We start from the raw sequence: 17,742 nt of genomic DNA on the forward strand, positions 1-17,742 counted from the left end.
GACTGCACCCGGTGCTGGCCTGTCGAGGTGGGAGTCCAAGATTCTAGGAATCTAAAAACTAATCGAGAAGCCTGTTACGGTGAATTCCTTTCGAAATGGCCGTGTCAGGTATTTGGTTCCGGAAAACCGCGTGGTTTTAACGGATTAGGAAGAAGCGAGCCAATCCATCAAGACTGGCTCTAGTCGTCTATGCCCAGGCCTAAAAAGGCCCGCAGCTAATTCAACAATGCGCCTAAGTTGTTAGGCCGCCGATTGGCAACAGCGGATTGCGCTTGACCGGGATTGTTTTGGATATCCGAGATTAACCTTCCAAGCACCTGTTGCGCCTGTTCCGGGCTACTAATTCGGGCCTGACTGTCACTATTTTGTCCGCTGGCAGCCTGCGCCAATTTCAAAGACTCCTGCGACAAACTAACCGTGTCGCTTGGGCTGGGCTCTGGTCTCTCGGCCTGATTTTGCGAATTGGCCGCCTTCCTGCGTTCGGCCAACGCTTCAATCGCGCCGGCTTTTTGATCTTTGGGTAAGCCTTGGCTAGCCAAGGAATTTGGGTTTGGGTATGTAGTGTTGATTTCCATCGTCGACTCCCCTGCAAGTTAGACTCACATCTTAGCGGTTTTTGCGATTCGCCTTAACAATAATTTTACATCATTCGCCGCAAGTTGTTGACAATTCTGCCCATCAAATGTTTCGACTGATTCAGGAGAAACAAACCCGGGACCCTACGCAAGCGCCAGCTCAAAATTACACGATAACTCATTGAGTTTAAATGCTTAATACGTTATCGCATCTTAGCTGGTAAAATATTGCCGGACTTAACTGGCGGACATCCCATTCGCTACTCCGGAATCCATAACAACCCAAATCAAGCAATGACTACAAAACCCAGCGCAGACCTCACCACTTTCGAAAACCCCAGGCCGGCGCGCGACTTTACGATTCGCATCGACATCCCGGAATTTACCTGTTTGTGCCCGATGACCGGCCAGCCCGACTTCGCCAAACTGGTTCTGGAATATGTACCCAGTAAATTATGCGTGGAACTCAAGTCTTTGAAGCTGTATATGTGGACTTTCCGCGAGCGTGGCGCCTTTCATGAGGCTGTTACCAACGAAATTTTGGATCATATCGTCGCGGCAATTTCGCCCAATTTCATGCGACTGCGTGCAGAGTTCAATGTGCGCGGTGGTATTTACACCACCGTAATCGCCGAACATCGCGACCCAAGCTGGCAAGCGCCTGAACTGGTCAATCTGCCGTAAAGCAACGTGAGCGGCCGAACCTTCTACAACAGCGATATTGCCGTCGCCCTGCAGTATGATGGCAAAAATGCGCCGAAAGTAACGGCAAAAGGCGAAGGCTTGACCGCTCAGCAAATTCTGGCCATCGCCGAAAAACACGGTGTACCGCTGCAAAACGAACCGGAGCTGGCGCGAATTTTGGCGCAAGTCCCACTCGGCGAGGAAATCCCCCAACAACTCTATATTGCCGTCGCCGAAGTCATCGCTTTTGCGTATTTCATCAGCGGCAAAACCCCTGATCCCGAATCATGAATTTAAAAGAAACTCTTACCGTGCTGCCGCAATACGCATTGCCGCATCACGCACTCTCCGGCGTGATGTCCAATCTAACCCACTGCCAAAACAAAATCTGGAAAAACCTGTTTATCAAATCCATCGTGCAGTTGTACGGGGTAAATATGCAGGAAGCCAAGTTTCAAGACCTGGATCACTACGCCAGCTTCAATGATTTTTTTACCCGCGAATTAAAAGACGGCGCCAGACAGATCGCCTCGGCCGCCGACGCCATAGCCTGTCCGGCGGACGGCGCGGTCAGCCAAGCCGGAACGATCAACAACGGTCGAATTTTCCAAGCCAAGGGCCACGACTACAGCGCCATGGAATTGCTGGGCGGCGACGCCGAACGGGCGCAGGCCTTTGAAGATGGCTCCTTCGCCACTATTTACTTGTCGCCCAAGGATTACCACCGTCTGCATATGCCGCTAACCGGCACTTTGAAAGAAATGGTGCACATTCCCGGCCGGCTGTTTAGCGTGAATAACACTACCGTCGGCGCCGTGCCGAATCTGTTCTCCCGCAACGAACGCGTGGCCTGTATTTTTGACACAGCCGCCGGGCCGATGGCATTAATTTTGGTGGGTGCGATTTTCGTGTCCAGCATCGAAACTGTCTGGCACGGCGTTGTCACTCCACCGAGCATCAGCACGCCCAGAACTTGGCGTTACGACGACAATCCGCCGGTTATTGAAAAAGGCATGGAAATGGGCAGATTCAATATGGGCTCGACGATTATCGTCTTGTTCGGTAAAGAAAAAATAGCCTGGAACGGCGACTTCTCCAGCGGCAAAGCGGTACAACTGGGCCAAGCAATCGGCCGGACGCTAGCATAAACCGGGCAAATCGACAGCGTAATGTGATAAGCACTGCTAGTGTGGCATAATGCGCGCCTGTCCGCCCGGCCGGACCTTTAAAACGACGATAACAATAAGAGGATTACCATGAGTTTCTTGATTTCCGATGCGCTGGCCCAAACAGCGCCCACTGCCGTTCAACCCGGTTTTGAAGGCATGCTGTTCCCTTTGGGCATTCTGATATTTTTCTATTTCCTGTTCATCCGCCCGCAATCCAAGCGTAACAAGGAACAGAAACAAATGCTGGCTGCATTGGGCAAAGGCGCCGAAGTGGTCACCACCGGCGGTATTTTGGGTAAAGTGGCCGAACTGGATGACAACTTCGTCAAGCTGGAAGTATCCGATAACAGTTTTATTCAAGTACAGCGCCATGCCATCGCCAACATGATGCCTAAAGGCACTTACAAAACCTTGAACAGCAAAAAAACCAAAGACTAAGCTTGCATTAACCCTGCGATATACCCCGCTTTAATTCGCAACAGCCTGGCTGTCACTGCTTTTAATGGAATAACCATGCAAAATCATTTCCCTGTCTGGAAAAACATCCTAGTAATTTTCGTGCTGTTAGTCGGTACGATTTACGCGTTGCCTAATCTGTACGGCAACGACCCGGCAGTGCAATTGGCTTCGTCCAGCCCGACGCCATTGCAGCAGTCTCAGGCTGACGCAGTCGCCACCAGCATCAAAAACGCTGGTTTCACGCTGAAAAGCTTTGAATTTGCCGACGGCAAAATCCTGGCGCGGTTCAACAATACCGACGAACAGATGAAAGCGGCGGACATATTGCGCGAACAAATGTCCGGCAAAGCGACGGTTGCCTTGAATTTAGCGCCCGCCACCCCCGCTTGGCTGCGCGCTTTCGGCGCAAACCCCATGCATCTTGGCCTAGACTTGCGCGGCGGGGTGCACTTCCTGTTGGAAGTTGACATGGACTCCGCGCTGAAACAAGCCGAAGAACGCTACACCAACGACATTCGCTCGGCCTTCCGTGATGCAAAAGTTCGGTATCAATCCGTTTCGAAGGAAGCTGGCGGTATCAAAGTCGTGTTGCCTAACGAAGAATCCAGAGTTGCCGCCACGGAAGTACTCAATAAAGACTTCCGCGGCCTGGATTTAGTGGAAAGCGGTCCGAATGAATTTACGTTAAACATCCCCGAACGTAACCTGCGCGAAATCAAGAAGGCGGCGCTGGGCCAAAACATTACCACGCTGCGTAACCGGGTCAACGAACTGGGTGTCGCCGAGCCTATCATTCAGCAACAAGGCGACAGCCGCATCGTCGTGCAACTGCCCGGCGTGCAAGACACTACCCGCGCCAAAGAATTGTTGGGCACTACCGCCACACTGGAATACCGTTTGGTTGACGTAGAGCATGATGTGCAATCGGCCCTGGGCGGCCACGAACCTATCGGCAGCCGCTTATATAAAGATAAAAACGGCGCGCCGGTGCTATTGAAACGCGCGGTTATCGTCACCGGCGACCAAATCACCGATGCGTCATCAGGCTTGGATCAAGACGGCTCACCTGCCGTATTCATCACATTGGATGGCGTCGGTGCCAAGAAAATGGGCAAGATGACTCAGGAAAATATCGGCAAGCCGATGGCGGTGGTGTTCATCGAATACAAATCCGAAACCCGGGTCGTTAACGGCGAGAAAGTTCAACATAAAGAAAAAGTCGAAAAAGTCATCAGTGTCGCCACCATCCGCGACAGTTTCAGCAAACGCTTCCAAACCACCGGCCTGGACAGCCCTGAAGAAGCCCGCACTTTGGCCTTATTACTTAGAGCCGGCGCCTTGGCGGCTCCAGTTGAAATTGTCGAAGAACGCACCGTCGGCCCTAGCTTGGGCCAGGAAAATATCGATCAAGGCATGATGTCGATTACCGCCGGCTTCCTGCTGGTCGTGTTTTTCATGGTAGCTTATTACCGAGCTTTCGGCTTGATCGCCAACTTTGCCTTGTTATTCAACGTCGTGCTGCTGATCTCCATTATGTCCGTGTTGCAAGCCACTCTGACCCTGCCAGGCATGGCCGGCATCGTCTTGACTGTGGGTATGGCGGTGGACGCCAACGTACTGATCAACGAACGGATCCGCGAGGAGCTGCGTAATGGCTTGAGCCGGCAGGCCAGCATATACGTCGGTTACGAAAAAGCGTTTGCGACCATTCTCGACTCCAACGTGACTCACTTCATCGTTGCGGTATTGTTGTTCGGTTTTGGCACAGGCCCGGTCAAAGGTTTCGCGCTGGTCTTGATGATTGGTATCGCCACCTCGGTATTTACCGCCGTCACCGGCACCCGGATGTTGGTCAACTGGTTCTACGGCAACGACCATCGCGCAGACAAAATTTCCATCTAGCCAAAAATTTAGGCTCGGCGCAGCACAAACCGGGCCTATTCAGCAGTTTCGGAAAAGCACTATTCGGCAGGGCGTTTCTCAACACCCTGTCCGACAAGCTATAATGCGCAATTAATTTTTCAATCACTATCCTCACTGGAGTTACACAATGGCAATCGAACGTACTTTCTCAATCATCAAGCCTGATGCAGTCGCTAAAAATGTGATTGGGGAAATTGTCAGCCGCTTCGAAAAAAACGGCCTGCGCATCGTCGCAGCAAAAATGCTGCAATTAAGCCAAGAACAAGCCGAAGGCTTTTATGCCGAGCATAAAGAACGCGGTTTTTTCAAAGACTTGGTCAGCTTCATGACGTCCGGTCCGGTCGTTGTGCAAGTATTGGAAGGCGAAAATGCGGTTCTGAAAAACCGTGAATTGATGGGCGCCACTAATCCTAAAGAAGCCGCTCCCGGCACCATTCGCGCCGACTTCGCGGTCAGCATCGACGAAAACGCCGTACACGGTTCCGATGCACCGGAATCTGCTGCGAGAGAAATCGCTTACTTCTTCTCTGCTGATGAACTCTGCGACCGTATCCGCTAAGCCAGCATTGATTAATCTGCTGGATTTCGACAGAAAAGGCCTGCAAGCCTTTTTTGTCGAGCTCGGCGAAAAGCCGTTTCGTGCCACTCAGGTGCTGAAATGGATTTATCAGGAAGGCATCTCCGATTTCGACGAGATGACCAACCTGAGCAAATCGTTGCGCAGTCATTTAAAAGAACACTGCCAGATCAAAGTCCCGGAAATCGTCGCCGAACAATTGGCGTCCGACGGCACTTGCAAATGGGCGGTGCAGATGCACTGCGGCAATCGGGTTGAGACCGTTTACATCCCGGAAGAACGCCGCGCCACGCTATGCGTGTCGTCACAAGTGGGCTGCGCCCTAGCCTGCACCTTTTGCTCGACCGCCAAACAAGGCTTCAACCGCAACCTGTCCACCGCCGAAATCATCGGCCAGCTCTATCTTGCCCAACAACGCTTGGGACCGGAGCGCCGCATCACCAATGTGGTGATGATGGGCATGGGCGAACCGCTGCTGAACTTCGATAACGTCGTGGCAGCCATGAATTTAATGATGGATGACTTTTGTTACGGCCTGTCCAAGCGCCGCGTCACCATCAGCACCTCGGGCATTGTCCCGGCAATGAAACGCCTGAATGAAGTTTGCGACGTCAGTGTCGCCGTATCCTTGCACGCCCCGCATGACGCCTTGCGCGACCAAATTGTACCGATCAACGTCAAATACCCGTTAAAGGAGTTGATGGAAGCCTGTCGTGAGTATGCCAAAACCGGCCCGCGCAAGCACATCACCTTTGAATACGTGATGCTGGATGGCATCAACGACAGCCCGGAAGACGCGCGCACCTTGGTCAAACTGTTAAAAACCGTGCCGTCGAAACTGAATTTGATTCCGTTCAATCCGTTTCCGCAATCGCATTACCGCTGCTCCAGTAATGCCGCGATTCTGAAGTTTCGCGATATTCTGCATAATGCCGGTATTGTCACCACTGTCCGCAAGACGCGCGGCGAAGACATCGATGCAGCCTGCGGACAATTGGTCGGCCAGGTGCAAGACAAAAGCCGCAGGCATTTAAAACTGCAAGCACAAGGACTCTCACATGCCCAATAGGCAAATGGCTCGCGGCTTAGTTCTGATGAGTTTATTGTTAGGAGCATGCGGCTTGCTACCTGACACCCGCGATACGATGAGCAATGCCGAAAAAGCCAAGCTCAATTTGCAGATGGGCGCCCGTTACCTGGATATGGGCATGCTCGACGTTGCCAAGGAAAAGCTGGAAACTGCGGTGCGGCTGGATTCCAGCAACCCGGAAACTCATAACGCCCTGGCGGTCTTCTACGAGCGCATCAAACAAACCGAAGCAGCCAGCGACAGCTATCAAACTGCGCTAAATAAAGACTCGGATAACTTCAGCATCAAGAATAACTACGGCCGATTCTTGTGCGAGCAAGGCAAATTCGACAAGGGTATAGCTCTGTTGCAAGATTCGATGGCATCGCCAATGAACAACCGGCCCTGGTTTGCATTAACCAATCTGGGCGTTTGTTACGTTAAGCAGAACGACATGCAGCGCGCCGAAGAGTATTTTCGCCAAGCTTTGCAATCACAGCCCGATTACTCGCCGGCCTTGCAGGAGATGCAGCGCATCAGCTATCAGAATGGTCAGTTCATGTCGGCCAGGGCGTTTCTGGAGCGCTACCTGGGCGTTGCCAAACATACCCCGGAAACGCTGTGGATCGCGTTTCAAACCGAACGGGCGCTGGGTAACAGCAAAATATCGGAAGAATACCGCGAGCAATTGATTAGCTCTTTTCCGGCTTCCAAAGAAGCACAACAAGTCAAAACCGCGATCAGCAAATAATCCGGCAACAAACAAGATCATGGCAAAACAACAACAGGCTATCCAAGCCATCCGCGGCATGCACGACATCCTTCCCGAGCAATCGCCTTATTGGCAATGGCTGGAAGGCCAGGCCAGACAAGTACTGAGCGCCTACGGCTATCAGGAAATCAGGCTGCCCATCGTCGAAAAAACCGAGCTGTTCAAACGCTCTATTGGCGAAGTCACCGACATCGTCGAAAAAGAAATGTACACCTTCGACGACCGCAACGGCGACTCCCTGACCTTGCGTCCGGAAGGCACCGCCGGTTGTTTGCGCGCCTGCCTGGAGCACGGTTTACTGCACAACCAAAGCCATCGCTTGTGGTATTACGGCCCCATGTTCCGCCACGAACGCCCACAGAAAGGCCGTTACCGGCAGTTCTACCAACTGGGTGTGGAAACCTACGGCATGCCCGGCCCGGACATCGACGCGGAGATCATCGCCCTAACCGACCGGCTCTGGAAGCAACTGGGCATCCGCGATAAAGTCGAGCTGCAAATCAATTCCCTGGGTACCAGCGAAGAACGTCTGGCTTATCGCGGCAAACTGGTCGAATATTTCCAACAACATCTGGCAGTTTTAGACGAAGACAGCTTGCGCCGCCTGGAAACCAATCCGCTACGCATCCTGGATAGTAAAAATCCGGATATGCAGGCTATGTTGCAACAGGCCCCGGTACTACTTGAGCATCTTGGAGAAGAAAGTCTGGCACATTTCAATAGCCTGAAAGCCACGCTGGACGATCTGGGTATTACCTACCAACTGAATACTCGCTTGGTGCGCGGCCTGGATTATTACGGCAAAACCGTATTCGAATGGGTCACCGAGCACTTAGGCTCGCAAGGCACCATCTGCGCTGGCGGCCGCTATGACGGATTGATCGAACAACTGGGCGGCAAGGCGAATCACGCCATCGGCTTTGCGATGGGCATGGAGCGCATCCTGGCCTTGCTTGAATTACTGGATAATGTCCCAGTCGCAGCTAGCACCGATGTCTACATGATTCGCGTCGGCACCAACGCCGAAGCAGCCGGCATGCGCTTGGCAGAACGCATCCGCGATGCGCTTCCCGGCCTGAAATTGCAGGTCAATTGCGGCGGCGGCAGCTTCAAGAGCCAGTTTAAAAAAGCCGATAAATCCGGCGCCGAGTACGCCATCATCATCGGCGACGACGAAGCCCAACGCGGCGAAGTGGCTTTAAAACCCTTGCGCATCGACGCTGAGCAAAGCACACACAATCACGACCAACTCCTGCAAACCCTGCAAGACTGGCACGGCCAATAATCCCTTATAACCTGATAATAGAAGAGAACTAGCGTGGCAATTTACGATACCGAAGAAGAACAGCTGGAACAGTTGAAAAAATGGTGGGAAGCCAATCAGACTTCATTGATCGCCGGTGTTGTCACCGCAATAGTATTGGTGAGCGGCTGGAATCTCTGGCAAAACCACCAACTGGAAAAACGCGCCCAAGCCTCGCAGATGTACCAACAATTGTTGGATAGCGCGGCCAAGGACAACAGCGAATCCACCGAAAAACTGGCGGAACGCTTGCCTATCGAATTTCCGGGCACCGCTTACGCCCACTATGCCGGCCTGCAATTGGCCAAAAGCAAAGTGCAAAAAGGCGATCTGGAAGGCGCTAAAGCGATTCTGGAAAAATCCATCAAAGAAGCCGACAGCGATGAATTAAGACATGTTGCCCGTCTACGCCTGATTCAACTGATGCTGGCTACCGGCCAATACGAACAAGGTTTGCAACTGATCGCCGCGGTCGATCCGGCTAAATCCGAAGGCTTTTCCGCCAGTTACGACGAATTGCAGGGCGACCTGTACGTCGCACTGGACCGCTTGGACGAAGCCCGTAGCGCGTACCAAAGCGCGATCAGAACCGGTCAAGCCACCCCGCTGACGCAGTTCAAGCTGGACGACGTCGCAACGCCTGGCAACGCTGCCACGGCGACTGCCAATTAAGCCCACGCCAACGGATACACGCTTTAGCATGTTAATCAGGAACATCAGATACCGCTCACTTCTCCCGCTGCTTGCCTGCCTGCCGATGCTAGCCGGCTGCGCGGGCTTGGATGCCGGACGCGACTTTATCTCGGGCTTAACGGAATATATCACCGGCGACGACGACAATGCCGATCCACCGGCCGCCTTGCAGGAATATACCCCGGAAGTACAGCTTGAGGTGCTGTGGAAGGAATCAATCGGTAATGGCGCGGATGAAAAATATCTGAAACTGATACCGGCAGTCGCCGAAGGCACTGTATACGTCGGCGACAACAAAGGCCATTTGCAGGCGCGTGGCGCCGGCAACGGTAGTCTGAGCTGGGAAAACAACACCGATTACAGCTTCTCAGCCGGTCCCGGATTGGGTGTCCACACTGTGGTGATGGGTACCAGTACCGGCGAAGTCATAGGTTTTGACAAAGCCAACGGCGAACAGCGCTGGAAAATCGATGTACCCAGCGAAGTATTGGCGGCTCCGGTGGTAAGTCACGGTATTGTCATCGTCCGTACCACCGACGGCAAAATCATCGGCCTCAAAGAAGATAATGGCGCGCAACTCTGGACCTTCGAACACAGCGTACCGGCCCTGAGCATCCGCGGCACCGGTGCGCCCATCATTGTCGACGACAACGTGATCGCCGGCTCGGCCAATGGCAAGCTGGAAGCCCTGCAATTGAAAGACGGCAAATCCATCTGGGAAGCCACTATCGCGATACCCAGCGGTCGGTCCGAAGTCGAACGCTTGGTCGATCTCGATGTCGATCCGGTCGCGGCACGCGGCGCCATTTATATTGCCGGCTTCACCGGCGGCGCATCTTCGGTATCCGAAGTGGACGGCGATGTGCTGTGGCGCAACGAAGCGGTGTCTTCCTACACCGGCCTGAGTCTGGATTACCGTTACCTTTATGTCAGCGATACCCAAAGCCATGTCTGGCAACTCGATCAACGTAGCGGCGCCTCGCTGTGGAAACAAAAAGACTTACACAACCGCCAATTGACGGCGGCGGTGGTTTATCAAAATTATGTCGTAGTCGGCGATTTCGAAGGTTATGTACATTGGCTGTCCAATAGCGACGGCCGCCAATTGGGCCGGATTCAGGTCAGTAAAGCGGCAATAGAAGCCAAGCCGGTAGTCGTGGACGATACGGTTTTCATTTACGCCAAAGACGGCACCCTGGCCGCTTTGAGAGCAAAATAAATTCATGTTACCTGTTATCGCCCTGGTGGGCCGCCCCAATGTGGGCAAATCTACGCTATTTAATTACTTGACGCGCAGTCGCGAAGCATTAGTTGCCGATTATCCCGGCCTGACCCGCGACCGCCAGTACGGTCGGGTCAAACGCGGCGAGCGCGACTGTCTGGTAGTCGATACCGGCGGTATCACTGACGAACAGGAAGGCATAGACGTCTTCGCCAAAAAGCAGGTGGAAATTGCGCTGCAGGAAGCCGACGTGGTGTTCTTCCTGGTCGACGCCCGCGACGGTTTGAACGCCACCGACGAAGCGATTGCCGATATGCTGCGCAAGCTGGGCAAACCGGTAGTGCTAGTGGTGAATAAAGTCGACGGCATCGACAGCAATACCGTGACCAACGATTTTTATAGCCTGGCACTCGGCGAACCCATCGGGATTGCCGCTACCCACGGCCGCAATGTCCACGACTTACTGGATCGTATTGACGAGTTATTGCCGGTAGTCGAGGACGAATTCGAAGAGCAGGATCCGGGTATCGCCATTGCCATCGTCGGCCGTCCTAACGTCGGCAAATCGACTTTAGTGAATCGGCTGCTCGGCGAAGAGCGCGTGGTGGTGTTCGACGAAGCCGGCACGACCCGCGACAGTATCTATATTCCGTTCGAACGCAACGGCCAGAAATTTACCTTAATCGATACCGCCGGCATGCGCCGCCGCTCCCGCGTATCGCTGACCGTGGAAAAATTCAGCATCATCAAATCGCTGCAAGCTATCGAGAAAGCCCATGTGGTGATTTATTTGATCGACGCCCGCGAGGGTGTCACCGATCAGGATGCGCACATTTTGGGCTTGGTGTTGGAAGCCGGCCGGGCTTTGATTATTGGTTTGAACAAATGGGACGGCCTGCACGCCGAACACCGCGATTTCGTGAAAAAGCAAATCGAGATCAAATTGTCGTTTTTGGATTTTGCCGAAAAGCATCCGATCTCCGCGCTGCACGGCAGCGGCGTCGGCAAGTTGTTCGACGTGGTGCATACCTTGTACGATTCGGCTATGACCGACATGTCAACGCCCTTGCTGACCCGGATTTTGACCGACGCGCTGGCCGCGCATCAGCCGCCGCTGGTCGGTGGTCGCCGCATCAAATTGAAGTACGCGCACCAGGGCGGCCGCAATCCACCGGTTGTCGTGATCCACGGCACCCAGACCGATGCCCTGCCCGGTGCGTACAAACGCTATTTGATGAATTATTTCCGCGATCAGTTGCGACTGACGGGTACACCGATACGCCTGGTATTCAAGTCGCCGGAAAACCCGTTTCAAGGCCAGAAAAATCCACTAAGCGATCGCCAAGTGAAAAAACGCAAGCGCTTGATCGATTTCAGTAAACGAAAAAAATAATAACTCAAGATACCTGGAGCATTCCTATGGCAACCATTACTTTCCAAGGCAAACCTATCAACACTGTCGGCGATTTACCGGCGCTTGGTACGCCAGCGCCGGATTTCCAGCTAACCAATCGTAAAATGCAGGATGTGGGTTTGGCCGAGTTCGCCGGCAAGCGCAAAGTGCTGAATATTGTCCCCAGCCTGGATACGCCCACCTGCGCCACCTCGACCCGTAAATTCAACGAAAAAGCCGCGCATCTGGATAATACCGTGGTGCTGGTGGTGTCAGCCGACCTGCCTTTCGCGCAAGTACGGTTTTGCGAAGTCGAAGGCATCAAACACGTCGTGCCGCTCTCCAGTTTCCGTTCCAAATTTGCCCACGACTATGGCGTCGAACTATTGGACAGCATTTTGGCCGGCCTGACCGCCCGCGCCATCGTCATCATCGACGAAAACGACAAAGTGATCTATACCCAGTTGGTCAGTGAAATTGCCGACGAGCCCGATTATGTCAGCGCGTTGGCCGCGCTGCATCAACCGTAAACCAGAGCGCCGAGTCAGATTTTCAACTCGGCGCAAAGAACAGGCTAAATACCCCGGCGTCTCCAAACCGCAGATTTACTAAGCTTTGCTCTGGCGTTCCGCCTGATCGTACATCGCGCAAAATAGCTGAATAACGACAAAAATCATGGTCCGGGTGGTGCGCAGCGCATCCGGATCAGTCGGGCTTTCGGCGACATATTCGCTGATCGCTTCGTCCATGAATTTAACCAAGTCAGGTTGCGAATTGCTCTCGATCAGGCGCTCGGTAAATCGATTCTGAAATTTATCGCGAAACTTCGTATCCATCTGGTTACCCGGCATGAATGCCTGCAACTCGGCATCGAGTAAGGCGGCGGTGTTCTGTAACCATTCCATGCTCAAGACCCGCTGATCCGGCAAATCGCCGAAAGCATGCTTGAATACGCAAATCACATCAAAACAAAGATCCATGAATAGATTCGCCAGGTTCCGATCCTTGTCGGCAATCAACGCCGAAAACACGCCAAAGATGGTTTGCGCCAAGGCAGGCTGCTCGGTTTGGAATTGCTGAAGTATGGCGCGGCCAGCATTTTCATCCTGGCTTTTGGCGTATTGCAGGGCCTGATACAACTCTCGGTCGGTTAATTCACGCATCGTCATTTCTAAATAAGTTCAACAAATTTCCAGGCGATATAGTATCAAGCCACTGCCTGATAACGGATATTTATAATGTGTAGAACTATTCACTCGGTCCTTAAATAGCGGCTCTCCCGCGTACACAGCAATCAGGTATTTTCAGAGGTTTTGTTTAGTTAACCAGCGTATGACCGCGTTGACGCATACAGGTTTTAAATGCCCGTTTAAAGCCCTCGTTGGCTTTGTACCCTTCCCACAATCCTGCAGGAATAGCCAATATAGCGCCACCGGCGGCACCGGTTGCGGCACTACCGGCTATCGCACCGACTGCCGCGCCGCCCGCGGCACCGGTAACCGCACCGACACCCGCACCCATACCGATTTCTTTGGTGATATCCGACGCTTGTTCCGCAAGCGACTTGCACTCGACCATGTCGCGTTGCGCGGTTTCCGGCTGTTGGTCCAAGCGCGGATCGATGATCGGATGCCAACCACTCATGGATGCGCAGCCGCTGGTTAATGTGACAAGTACCAACATAGTGGGTAAATATTTTTGTGTCATTTTTTCTCCAAAACAGACATGTTTAAATCGTTAGATAACATTTCAGCATTTATGCTTAAGACATAGAGCGATGCCGCTGCGGGATGGACACCGCGGCACGCATTAGAAGTGATAAAGTTGCGGGATATTACTGCCGGCTGGTTTGTACCATTCCTTAAAATCTATCGGCAGTTCAAGTAAGGGCGCTGTTATGCAATATTTTAAATGGCCGTCAATGGCAACATACGTGCCGCCGCCAATGCGTTTTTCGCCAAGCTGTTGATTCAATAAAGCATTCGAGTCGCACATAATCACTCCACAAGTTATTCACTTGCGGAAAATTCTAAGTTTGGCGACTTAAAATCTACTTAAGCTTTGATTAGGATCCGGTTAAAAGCAGCCGGCTATTTAGACCGCGCCGAACCGGCATCATGCTCGGAAAGGCTTTGCAAAACCTGGTTAAACAGGCAGTATATTCAAATGAATACCCTTACCCAACTCCAGACAGATATAGACGCGCGCGTAAAAACCATCCGCGACGGCCAACCCGATTGGCTATGCCGCCAAGGTTGCGACGGCTGTTGTCGACGGCTTGCCGCCGTACCCAAAATCACCGCAGAAGAATGGCATTGTCTGCAAAAGGGCCTAATGGCCTTACCCCAAGAACAACTTAAGGAAATCAGCAAAGAGATAGCCGTGCTGGCCGGCCAAGTATCACGCCCGGTCATCTGCCCTCTGCTGGACCAAGCGAAAGGCGCCTGCCTGGTCTATGCCCACCGCCCTATCGCTTGCCGGACTTACGGTTTCTATGTCCAGCGCGACCAGGGGCTTTACTGCAAGGATATCGAATCGCGCGTAAGCGATGGCGCGCTGAACGAAGTAGTGTGGGGCAATCATGACGGCATCGATCATCGACTACTCGCTCTAGGCGAGTCGCGCGAATTGCCGGAGTGGTTTGCGGATTGGTCTCTAGCAGACTTGAAATAAGGCTCCTGCCTCGCAGTGAGCTAATTGAGGGCAATGCGAACAAATGCTTGCCACTTCCGACAATAGATCATTCTGCCTTTCCTCCTGAATTTGCCGCAACAAATACGCATTAAATTTATTGTCGGGTGGCTTGATATATAGCGGATAGCCGAGCCCGAGTAACAAAGTGCTGGCGAACTGGGCTTTGCGTCCGCCATTGTCTATCATCGATTCCTCTTCCAAAAATCGCGCAAGCGGGCAATTTCGCCCGAAGTCTATTTTGCTCATTACCGTATGCTTTTTACATAAATTCATGTAAAAAGCATACGGTAATGAGCAAAAAAAATAACCACCTGTATATGGTAATTATTTAGCACATATATGCCAATCACATAAAATCGAAGAGCTTGGATGCGCTACTTGGTAGTAATCAGACCGTGATCGATGGCAAAGCGCGTGACTTCGGCCGTGCTGTGCAGGCCTAGATTTGCCATCAGGTTCCTGCGGTGCGAGATGACCGTTGGCGTGGCTAGGTGTAGCTGTCTTCCGATTTCGGCAGAGGTCATTCCCGTAGCAATCATCCCGAGAATCTGCCGCTGCCGCTTGGTCAGACTTTCGGCTGCTTTAACGTTTTCTGCCTTAGAGGTTAAAGGCGATGAACTTTCGCGTATGAGCGATTCAATCCGCTTCAGCAAGTCCACACCTTCTTCATTCAGGCGCTTGCGTTGGCTAATATCCAATATCGTGCCGACCATGCGTAGCGGGTTATTTTGCCTGTCCCGAAGGGTAACCCTGCCTCTTGCTTCGACCGATACCCAATGGCCATCCTTGTGCCTCAACCGGTGTTCGCTTTCGAAGCTGACGGTTTCACCCAGCAAATGCGCTGAGATTTTCTGTTTGAAGTGTTCAAGGTCCTTGGGATTGACCAAATCCATCCAGTCGTCTTCGTTGTCGCCCAACTCCTCCTTGTTGTAGCCGAGTAATTCGAACCAGCGATTGCCTGTTGTGACTTTACGTTCAGGAATATGCCAATCCCATAAAACCAATCCTGATGCCGCCAGCGCCATTTCGAGTTGTTCCTCGCTTTCTGCCAGCGCCATTTCGGCCTGCTTTTGCTCGGTAACATCCTGGCCCATGCCCATCCATTCGAGAATGCGGCCTTGTCTATCGCGAACCGGCACCGCACGCACGTTCATCCAGCGCCATACGCCATCATGACGGCGAATGCGGTGTACGTTCAAGAACGGTTCTCCGCGCTCGACGGCGGCTTTCCAGAGGGCTGCGGCCGCTTCGACATCGTCGGGATGCACAACCTTGGCCCACCCCGCGCCGAGCATTTCTTCCGCTGTCTGGCCGGTGAATGCCATCCATGCCGGTTGGGGGGTAACATGAAGACCATTGGCAGGGCAGAACCACGTCACGACACTGGTTGCCTCCACCAGCGTTCGGTAACGTTCCTCGCTTGCCTGCAACTTGGTCAAAGCTTCGTGCTGGGCTGCAATGTCGCGACCAACCGACTGAATTTCCTTGAGTATGCCGCCAATATCGTAAAATCCTCGATTGACGAATTGCATCCAGCGCAGTTCGCCCCCAGCGACATACACCCTGTTTTCGATGGTGACGACGGGGTGGTCCGGCGACATCTCGCGCAGCTTGGCCTCGATCATGGGAATATCGTCGGGATGGGCTGCCGGATGCCAGCGATGGCCAATCAATTCATCGGCGGATTTGCCGAAAACCCTACAATACACATCATTCACAAACTCGAAGGTTCCATCCGGCAAAAACCGACTTATTACCTCTGTTTGATCCTCCACGACCGAGCGATAACGTCGCTCGCTCATTTCAAGTTGTTGAACACTTTGATAGCTTGCGGTTCTATCGACGATTGCGCCCACGGCCGCATCAGCGCTATCTCCAAAACTAGAAATATTGAATTCATACCAACCCGTCGAACCATCCTTGCGTTTCTGCGGGAGAATGCCGGTATAGGTTCTGCCTTCCGCAATAGCTGCATAAGCCTCACGGCCGAATGCCTCATAGCTGTCCTGGTCAAGAAACAGAGTTCGGGTAGCTTGGCCAATTAGTTCATCCGGCTCGTAAGCAAAAATACGATGCATGGCCGCGTTGGCCCAAACGATGTGCCAGTCCTTGATTATCGCGATGGCGATAAAATCACTATTCAGGATTGCGGCTGATTGACCAATTGATTTTTCGAGCATGACGCAGACCCGGCTTGTAGATAGCCAGGTATTTTGCCAGAAGGAACGCTTTAAGCGTCGAGTAATTGCCCCACTTACATGTTCAAAGCATGAGCCGGGCGTCTGGCTGGAGAAATGAGGGAACCCACGGCTTGAGTTCCAATGCCTATTTGTTAACCCCGCCGGCAATAAACCAAATTAATAGTGGCCAGCATCTAAGACCTTTAAGCGGTTACGTTATTGACCCGGCCCGTAAATATCGTCGCTCCCGCGAAGGCGGGAGCCCAGCGGTTATACTGGATTCCCGCCTTCGCGAGAATGACAGCTCCAGGGAATTAAGGGCCGAGTCAACAATATCATTCAGCAGCAGGTGAATGATGGCTATTGTGACCAGGTATGTCCGGATTGCCGTGGTCCTCGGCTTGGGCATCGAACCACTCGTGCAGGGCCTGAACAAATTGGGGATATTCGGTGGAAAAATGAATCTGTCCGCCGTTATCCAAAGCTTGATATTGAACTTTAATATCATCGACTTTTGCCTTTTTTAACTGCGCCAGCCCCGACATTTCCGCACCATGCAGACGTTCGGTCAGCGCATAATTGCCCGCTTTATATTGTTCCGCCCTTTTTTGCAAATGCGCCTGGATTAATTTGATTTGCGAAGCGTTGTCCGCCGATTTGATCACCACATGCTGGACGCCGCCGTGAACCGTTTTGGTAAAGGTTTGTACCGTCCCCTTCACCGCGTAAGGCACTATTGCCTGCAATTGTTCTTGATTGATGGGTTTAGCGGGCACATGTTCAATGGCTTGCACAACGATAAGGCATTGCAAAAGGCCCAGTAATATTAATAGGTAATGTTTCATGGCGATTCTCCGAGTAAGTTAACATTCATCCTGAACACTGAGTCTTTTATCCGGCCGTTCAATACCGTTCTCTCCGGACCTACCGAAGGACATAGCCCACTTGGCTTCGATAAACTTAGCCGGAGCGGGATACCGGTAATAAACAGGGCCGGATTAGCAACTTAGTGATTCGCTGGTTCCGTTC

At 52.6% G+C, this 17,742-nt stretch carries 21 protein-coding genes; 14 read left to right on the forward strand and 7 right to left on the reverse strand.

Features of this window, described 5'->3' with window-relative positions:
• Window positions 1-215: 215 nt before the first annotated feature.
• Window positions 216-575: a hypothetical protein gene (locus JWZ98_RS16365; protein WP_205450978.1), complete on the reverse strand. Its 360-nt coding sequence runs from the start codon at window positions 573-575 to the stop codon at window positions 216-218.
• Between the two features lie 294 nt (window positions 576-869).
• Between JWZ98_RS16365 and queF the strand changes: the two genes are divergently transcribed.
• The 13 genes from queF (at window position 870) to tpx (ending at window position 12,369) form a co-directional block, all read left to right on the forward strand.
• The gene (gene queF, locus JWZ98_RS16370; protein ID WP_205450979.1) at window positions 870-1,259 is read left to right on the forward strand and encodes a preQ(1) synthase; all 390 of its coding nucleotides are present in this window, start codon (window positions 870-872) and stop codon (window positions 1,257-1,259) included.
• A gap of 6 nt (window positions 1,260-1,265) precedes the next feature.
• Window positions 1,266-1,550 carry an EscU/YscU/HrcU family type III secretion system export apparatus switch protein gene (locus JWZ98_RS16375; RefSeq protein ID WP_205450980.1) on the forward strand — a complete coding sequence of 95 codons (285 nt, stop codon included), beginning with the start codon at window positions 1,266-1,268 and terminating at the stop codon, window positions 1,548-1,550.
• Window positions 1,547-2,407, forward strand: a complete 861-nt coding sequence (gene asd / locus JWZ98_RS16380; RefSeq protein ID WP_205450981.1) for an archaetidylserine decarboxylase — start codon at window positions 1,547-1,549, stop codon at window positions 2,405-2,407. Before JWZ98_RS16375 ends, asd begins: the two co-directional genes overlap by 4 nt.
• A gap of 108 nt (window positions 2,408-2,515) precedes the next feature.
• Window positions 2,516-2,866 (forward strand): preprotein translocase subunit YajC, encoded by a 351-nt coding sequence (yajC, locus tag JWZ98_RS16385; protein ID WP_205450982.1) that lies wholly within the window; start codon window positions 2,516-2,518, stop codon window positions 2,864-2,866.
• Window positions 2,867-2,941: 75 nt separating this feature from the next.
• Window positions 2,942-4,789 carry a protein translocase subunit SecD gene (gene secD, locus JWZ98_RS16390; RefSeq protein WP_205450983.1) on the forward strand — a complete coding sequence of 616 codons (1,848 nt, stop codon included), beginning with the start codon at window positions 2,942-2,944 and terminating at the stop codon, window positions 4,787-4,789.
• A 148-nt stretch (window positions 4,790-4,937) separates the two neighbouring features.
• Window positions 4,938-5,369 carry a nucleoside-diphosphate kinase gene (gene ndk / locus JWZ98_RS16395; RefSeq protein WP_020485277.1) on the forward strand — a complete coding sequence of 144 codons (432 nt, stop codon included), beginning with the start codon at window positions 4,938-4,940 and terminating at the stop codon, window positions 5,367-5,369.
• On the forward strand, window positions 5,344-6,456 hold the full coding sequence (gene rlmN / locus JWZ98_RS16400; RefSeq protein ID WP_205450984.1) for a 23S rRNA (adenine(2503)-C(2))-methyltransferase RlmN: 1,113 nt from the start codon (window positions 5,344-5,346) through the stop codon (window positions 6,454-6,456). The genes ndk and rlmN overlap by 26 nt, the downstream gene beginning before the upstream one ends.
• Window positions 6,457-6,481: 25 nt before the next feature.
• Window positions 6,482-7,207: a type IV pilus biogenesis/stability protein PilW gene (gene pilW / locus JWZ98_RS16405; protein ID WP_240348036.1), complete on the forward strand. Its 726-nt coding sequence runs from the start codon at window positions 6,482-6,484 to the stop codon at window positions 7,205-7,207.
• Window positions 7,208-7,226: 19 nt separating this feature from the next.
• A complete protein-coding gene (gene hisS / locus JWZ98_RS16410; RefSeq protein WP_205450986.1) occupies window positions 7,227-8,513 on the forward strand; it encodes a histidine--tRNA ligase in 1,287 nt (428 codons plus the stop codon).
• Between the two features lie 33 nt (window positions 8,514-8,546).
• A complete protein-coding gene (locus JWZ98_RS16415; RefSeq protein WP_205450987.1) occupies window positions 8,547-9,203 on the forward strand; it encodes a tetratricopeptide repeat protein in 657 nt (218 codons plus the stop codon).
• Window positions 9,204-9,231: 28 nt separating this feature from the next.
• Window positions 9,232-10,443: an outer membrane protein assembly factor BamB gene (gene bamB / locus JWZ98_RS16420; protein ID WP_205450988.1), complete on the forward strand. Its 1,212-nt coding sequence runs from the start codon at window positions 9,232-9,234 to the stop codon at window positions 10,441-10,443.
• A gap of 4 nt (window positions 10,444-10,447) precedes the next feature.
• Window positions 10,448-11,839 carry a ribosome biogenesis GTPase Der gene (der, locus tag JWZ98_RS16425; RefSeq protein WP_205450989.1) on the forward strand — a complete coding sequence of 464 codons (1,392 nt, stop codon included), beginning with the start codon at window positions 10,448-10,450 and terminating at the stop codon, window positions 11,837-11,839.
• 26 nt (window positions 11,840-11,865) lie between these two features.
• Window positions 11,866-12,369, forward strand: coding sequence for a thiol peroxidase (tpx, locus tag JWZ98_RS16430; protein WP_205450990.1), 504 nt, complete (start codon window positions 11,866-11,868; stop codon window positions 12,367-12,369).
• A 78-nt stretch (window positions 12,370-12,447) separates the two neighbouring features.
• Here the strand turns inward: tpx and JWZ98_RS16435 are convergent, their stop codons facing one another.
• From JWZ98_RS16435 to JWZ98_RS16445, 3 genes are all read right to left on the reverse strand, one after another.
• Entirely contained in the window at window positions 12,448-13,002 is a 555-nt protein-coding gene (locus tag JWZ98_RS16435; protein ID WP_205450991.1) for a hypothetical protein, read from the reverse strand.
• Window positions 13,003-13,156: 154 nt separating this feature from the next.
• Window positions 13,157-13,546, reverse strand: a complete 390-nt coding sequence (locus JWZ98_RS16440) for a glycine zipper family protein (protein ID WP_205450992.1) — start codon at window positions 13,544-13,546, stop codon at window positions 13,157-13,159.
• 102 nt (window positions 13,547-13,648) lie between these two features.
• Window positions 13,649-13,834, reverse strand: a complete 186-nt coding sequence (locus tag JWZ98_RS16445) for a hypothetical protein (protein WP_205450993.1) — start codon at window positions 13,832-13,834, stop codon at window positions 13,649-13,651.
• A gap of 171 nt (window positions 13,835-14,005) precedes the next feature.
• Here JWZ98_RS16445 and JWZ98_RS16450 point away from each other — a divergent pair, with 171 nt between their 5' ends.
• Window positions 14,006-14,512 carry a YkgJ family cysteine cluster protein gene (locus JWZ98_RS16450; protein ID WP_205450994.1) on the forward strand — a complete coding sequence of 169 codons (507 nt, stop codon included), beginning with the start codon at window positions 14,006-14,008 and terminating at the stop codon, window positions 14,510-14,512.
• Here the strand turns inward: JWZ98_RS16450 and JWZ98_RS16455 are convergent.
• From JWZ98_RS16455 to JWZ98_RS16465, 3 genes are all read right to left on the reverse strand, one after another.
• Window positions 14,495-14,779: a hypothetical protein gene (locus tag JWZ98_RS16455; RefSeq protein ID WP_026603887.1), complete on the reverse strand. Its 285-nt coding sequence runs from the start codon at window positions 14,777-14,779 to the stop codon at window positions 14,495-14,497. The two genes, JWZ98_RS16450 and JWZ98_RS16455, sit on opposite strands and share 18 nt — an antisense overlap.
• A 128-nt stretch (window positions 14,780-14,907) precedes the next feature.
• A complete protein-coding gene (locus JWZ98_RS16460) occupies window positions 14,908-16,713 on the reverse strand; it encodes a PAS domain S-box protein (RefSeq protein WP_205450995.1) in 1,806 nt (601 codons plus the stop codon).
• Window positions 16,714-17,048: 335 nt separating this feature from the next.
• Window positions 17,049-17,558, reverse strand: coding sequence for an aspartate carbamoyltransferase (locus JWZ98_RS16465; RefSeq protein ID WP_205450996.1), 510 nt, complete (start codon window positions 17,556-17,558; stop codon window positions 17,049-17,051).
• Between the last annotated feature and the right edge of the window lie 184 nt (window positions 17,559-17,742).

The sequence above is a fragment of the Methylomonas sp. EFPC1 genome, from assembly GCF_016925515.1.
Taxonomy (GTDB): Bacteria; Pseudomonadota; Gammaproteobacteria; order Methylococcales; family Methylomonadaceae; genus Methylomonas; species Methylomonas defluvii.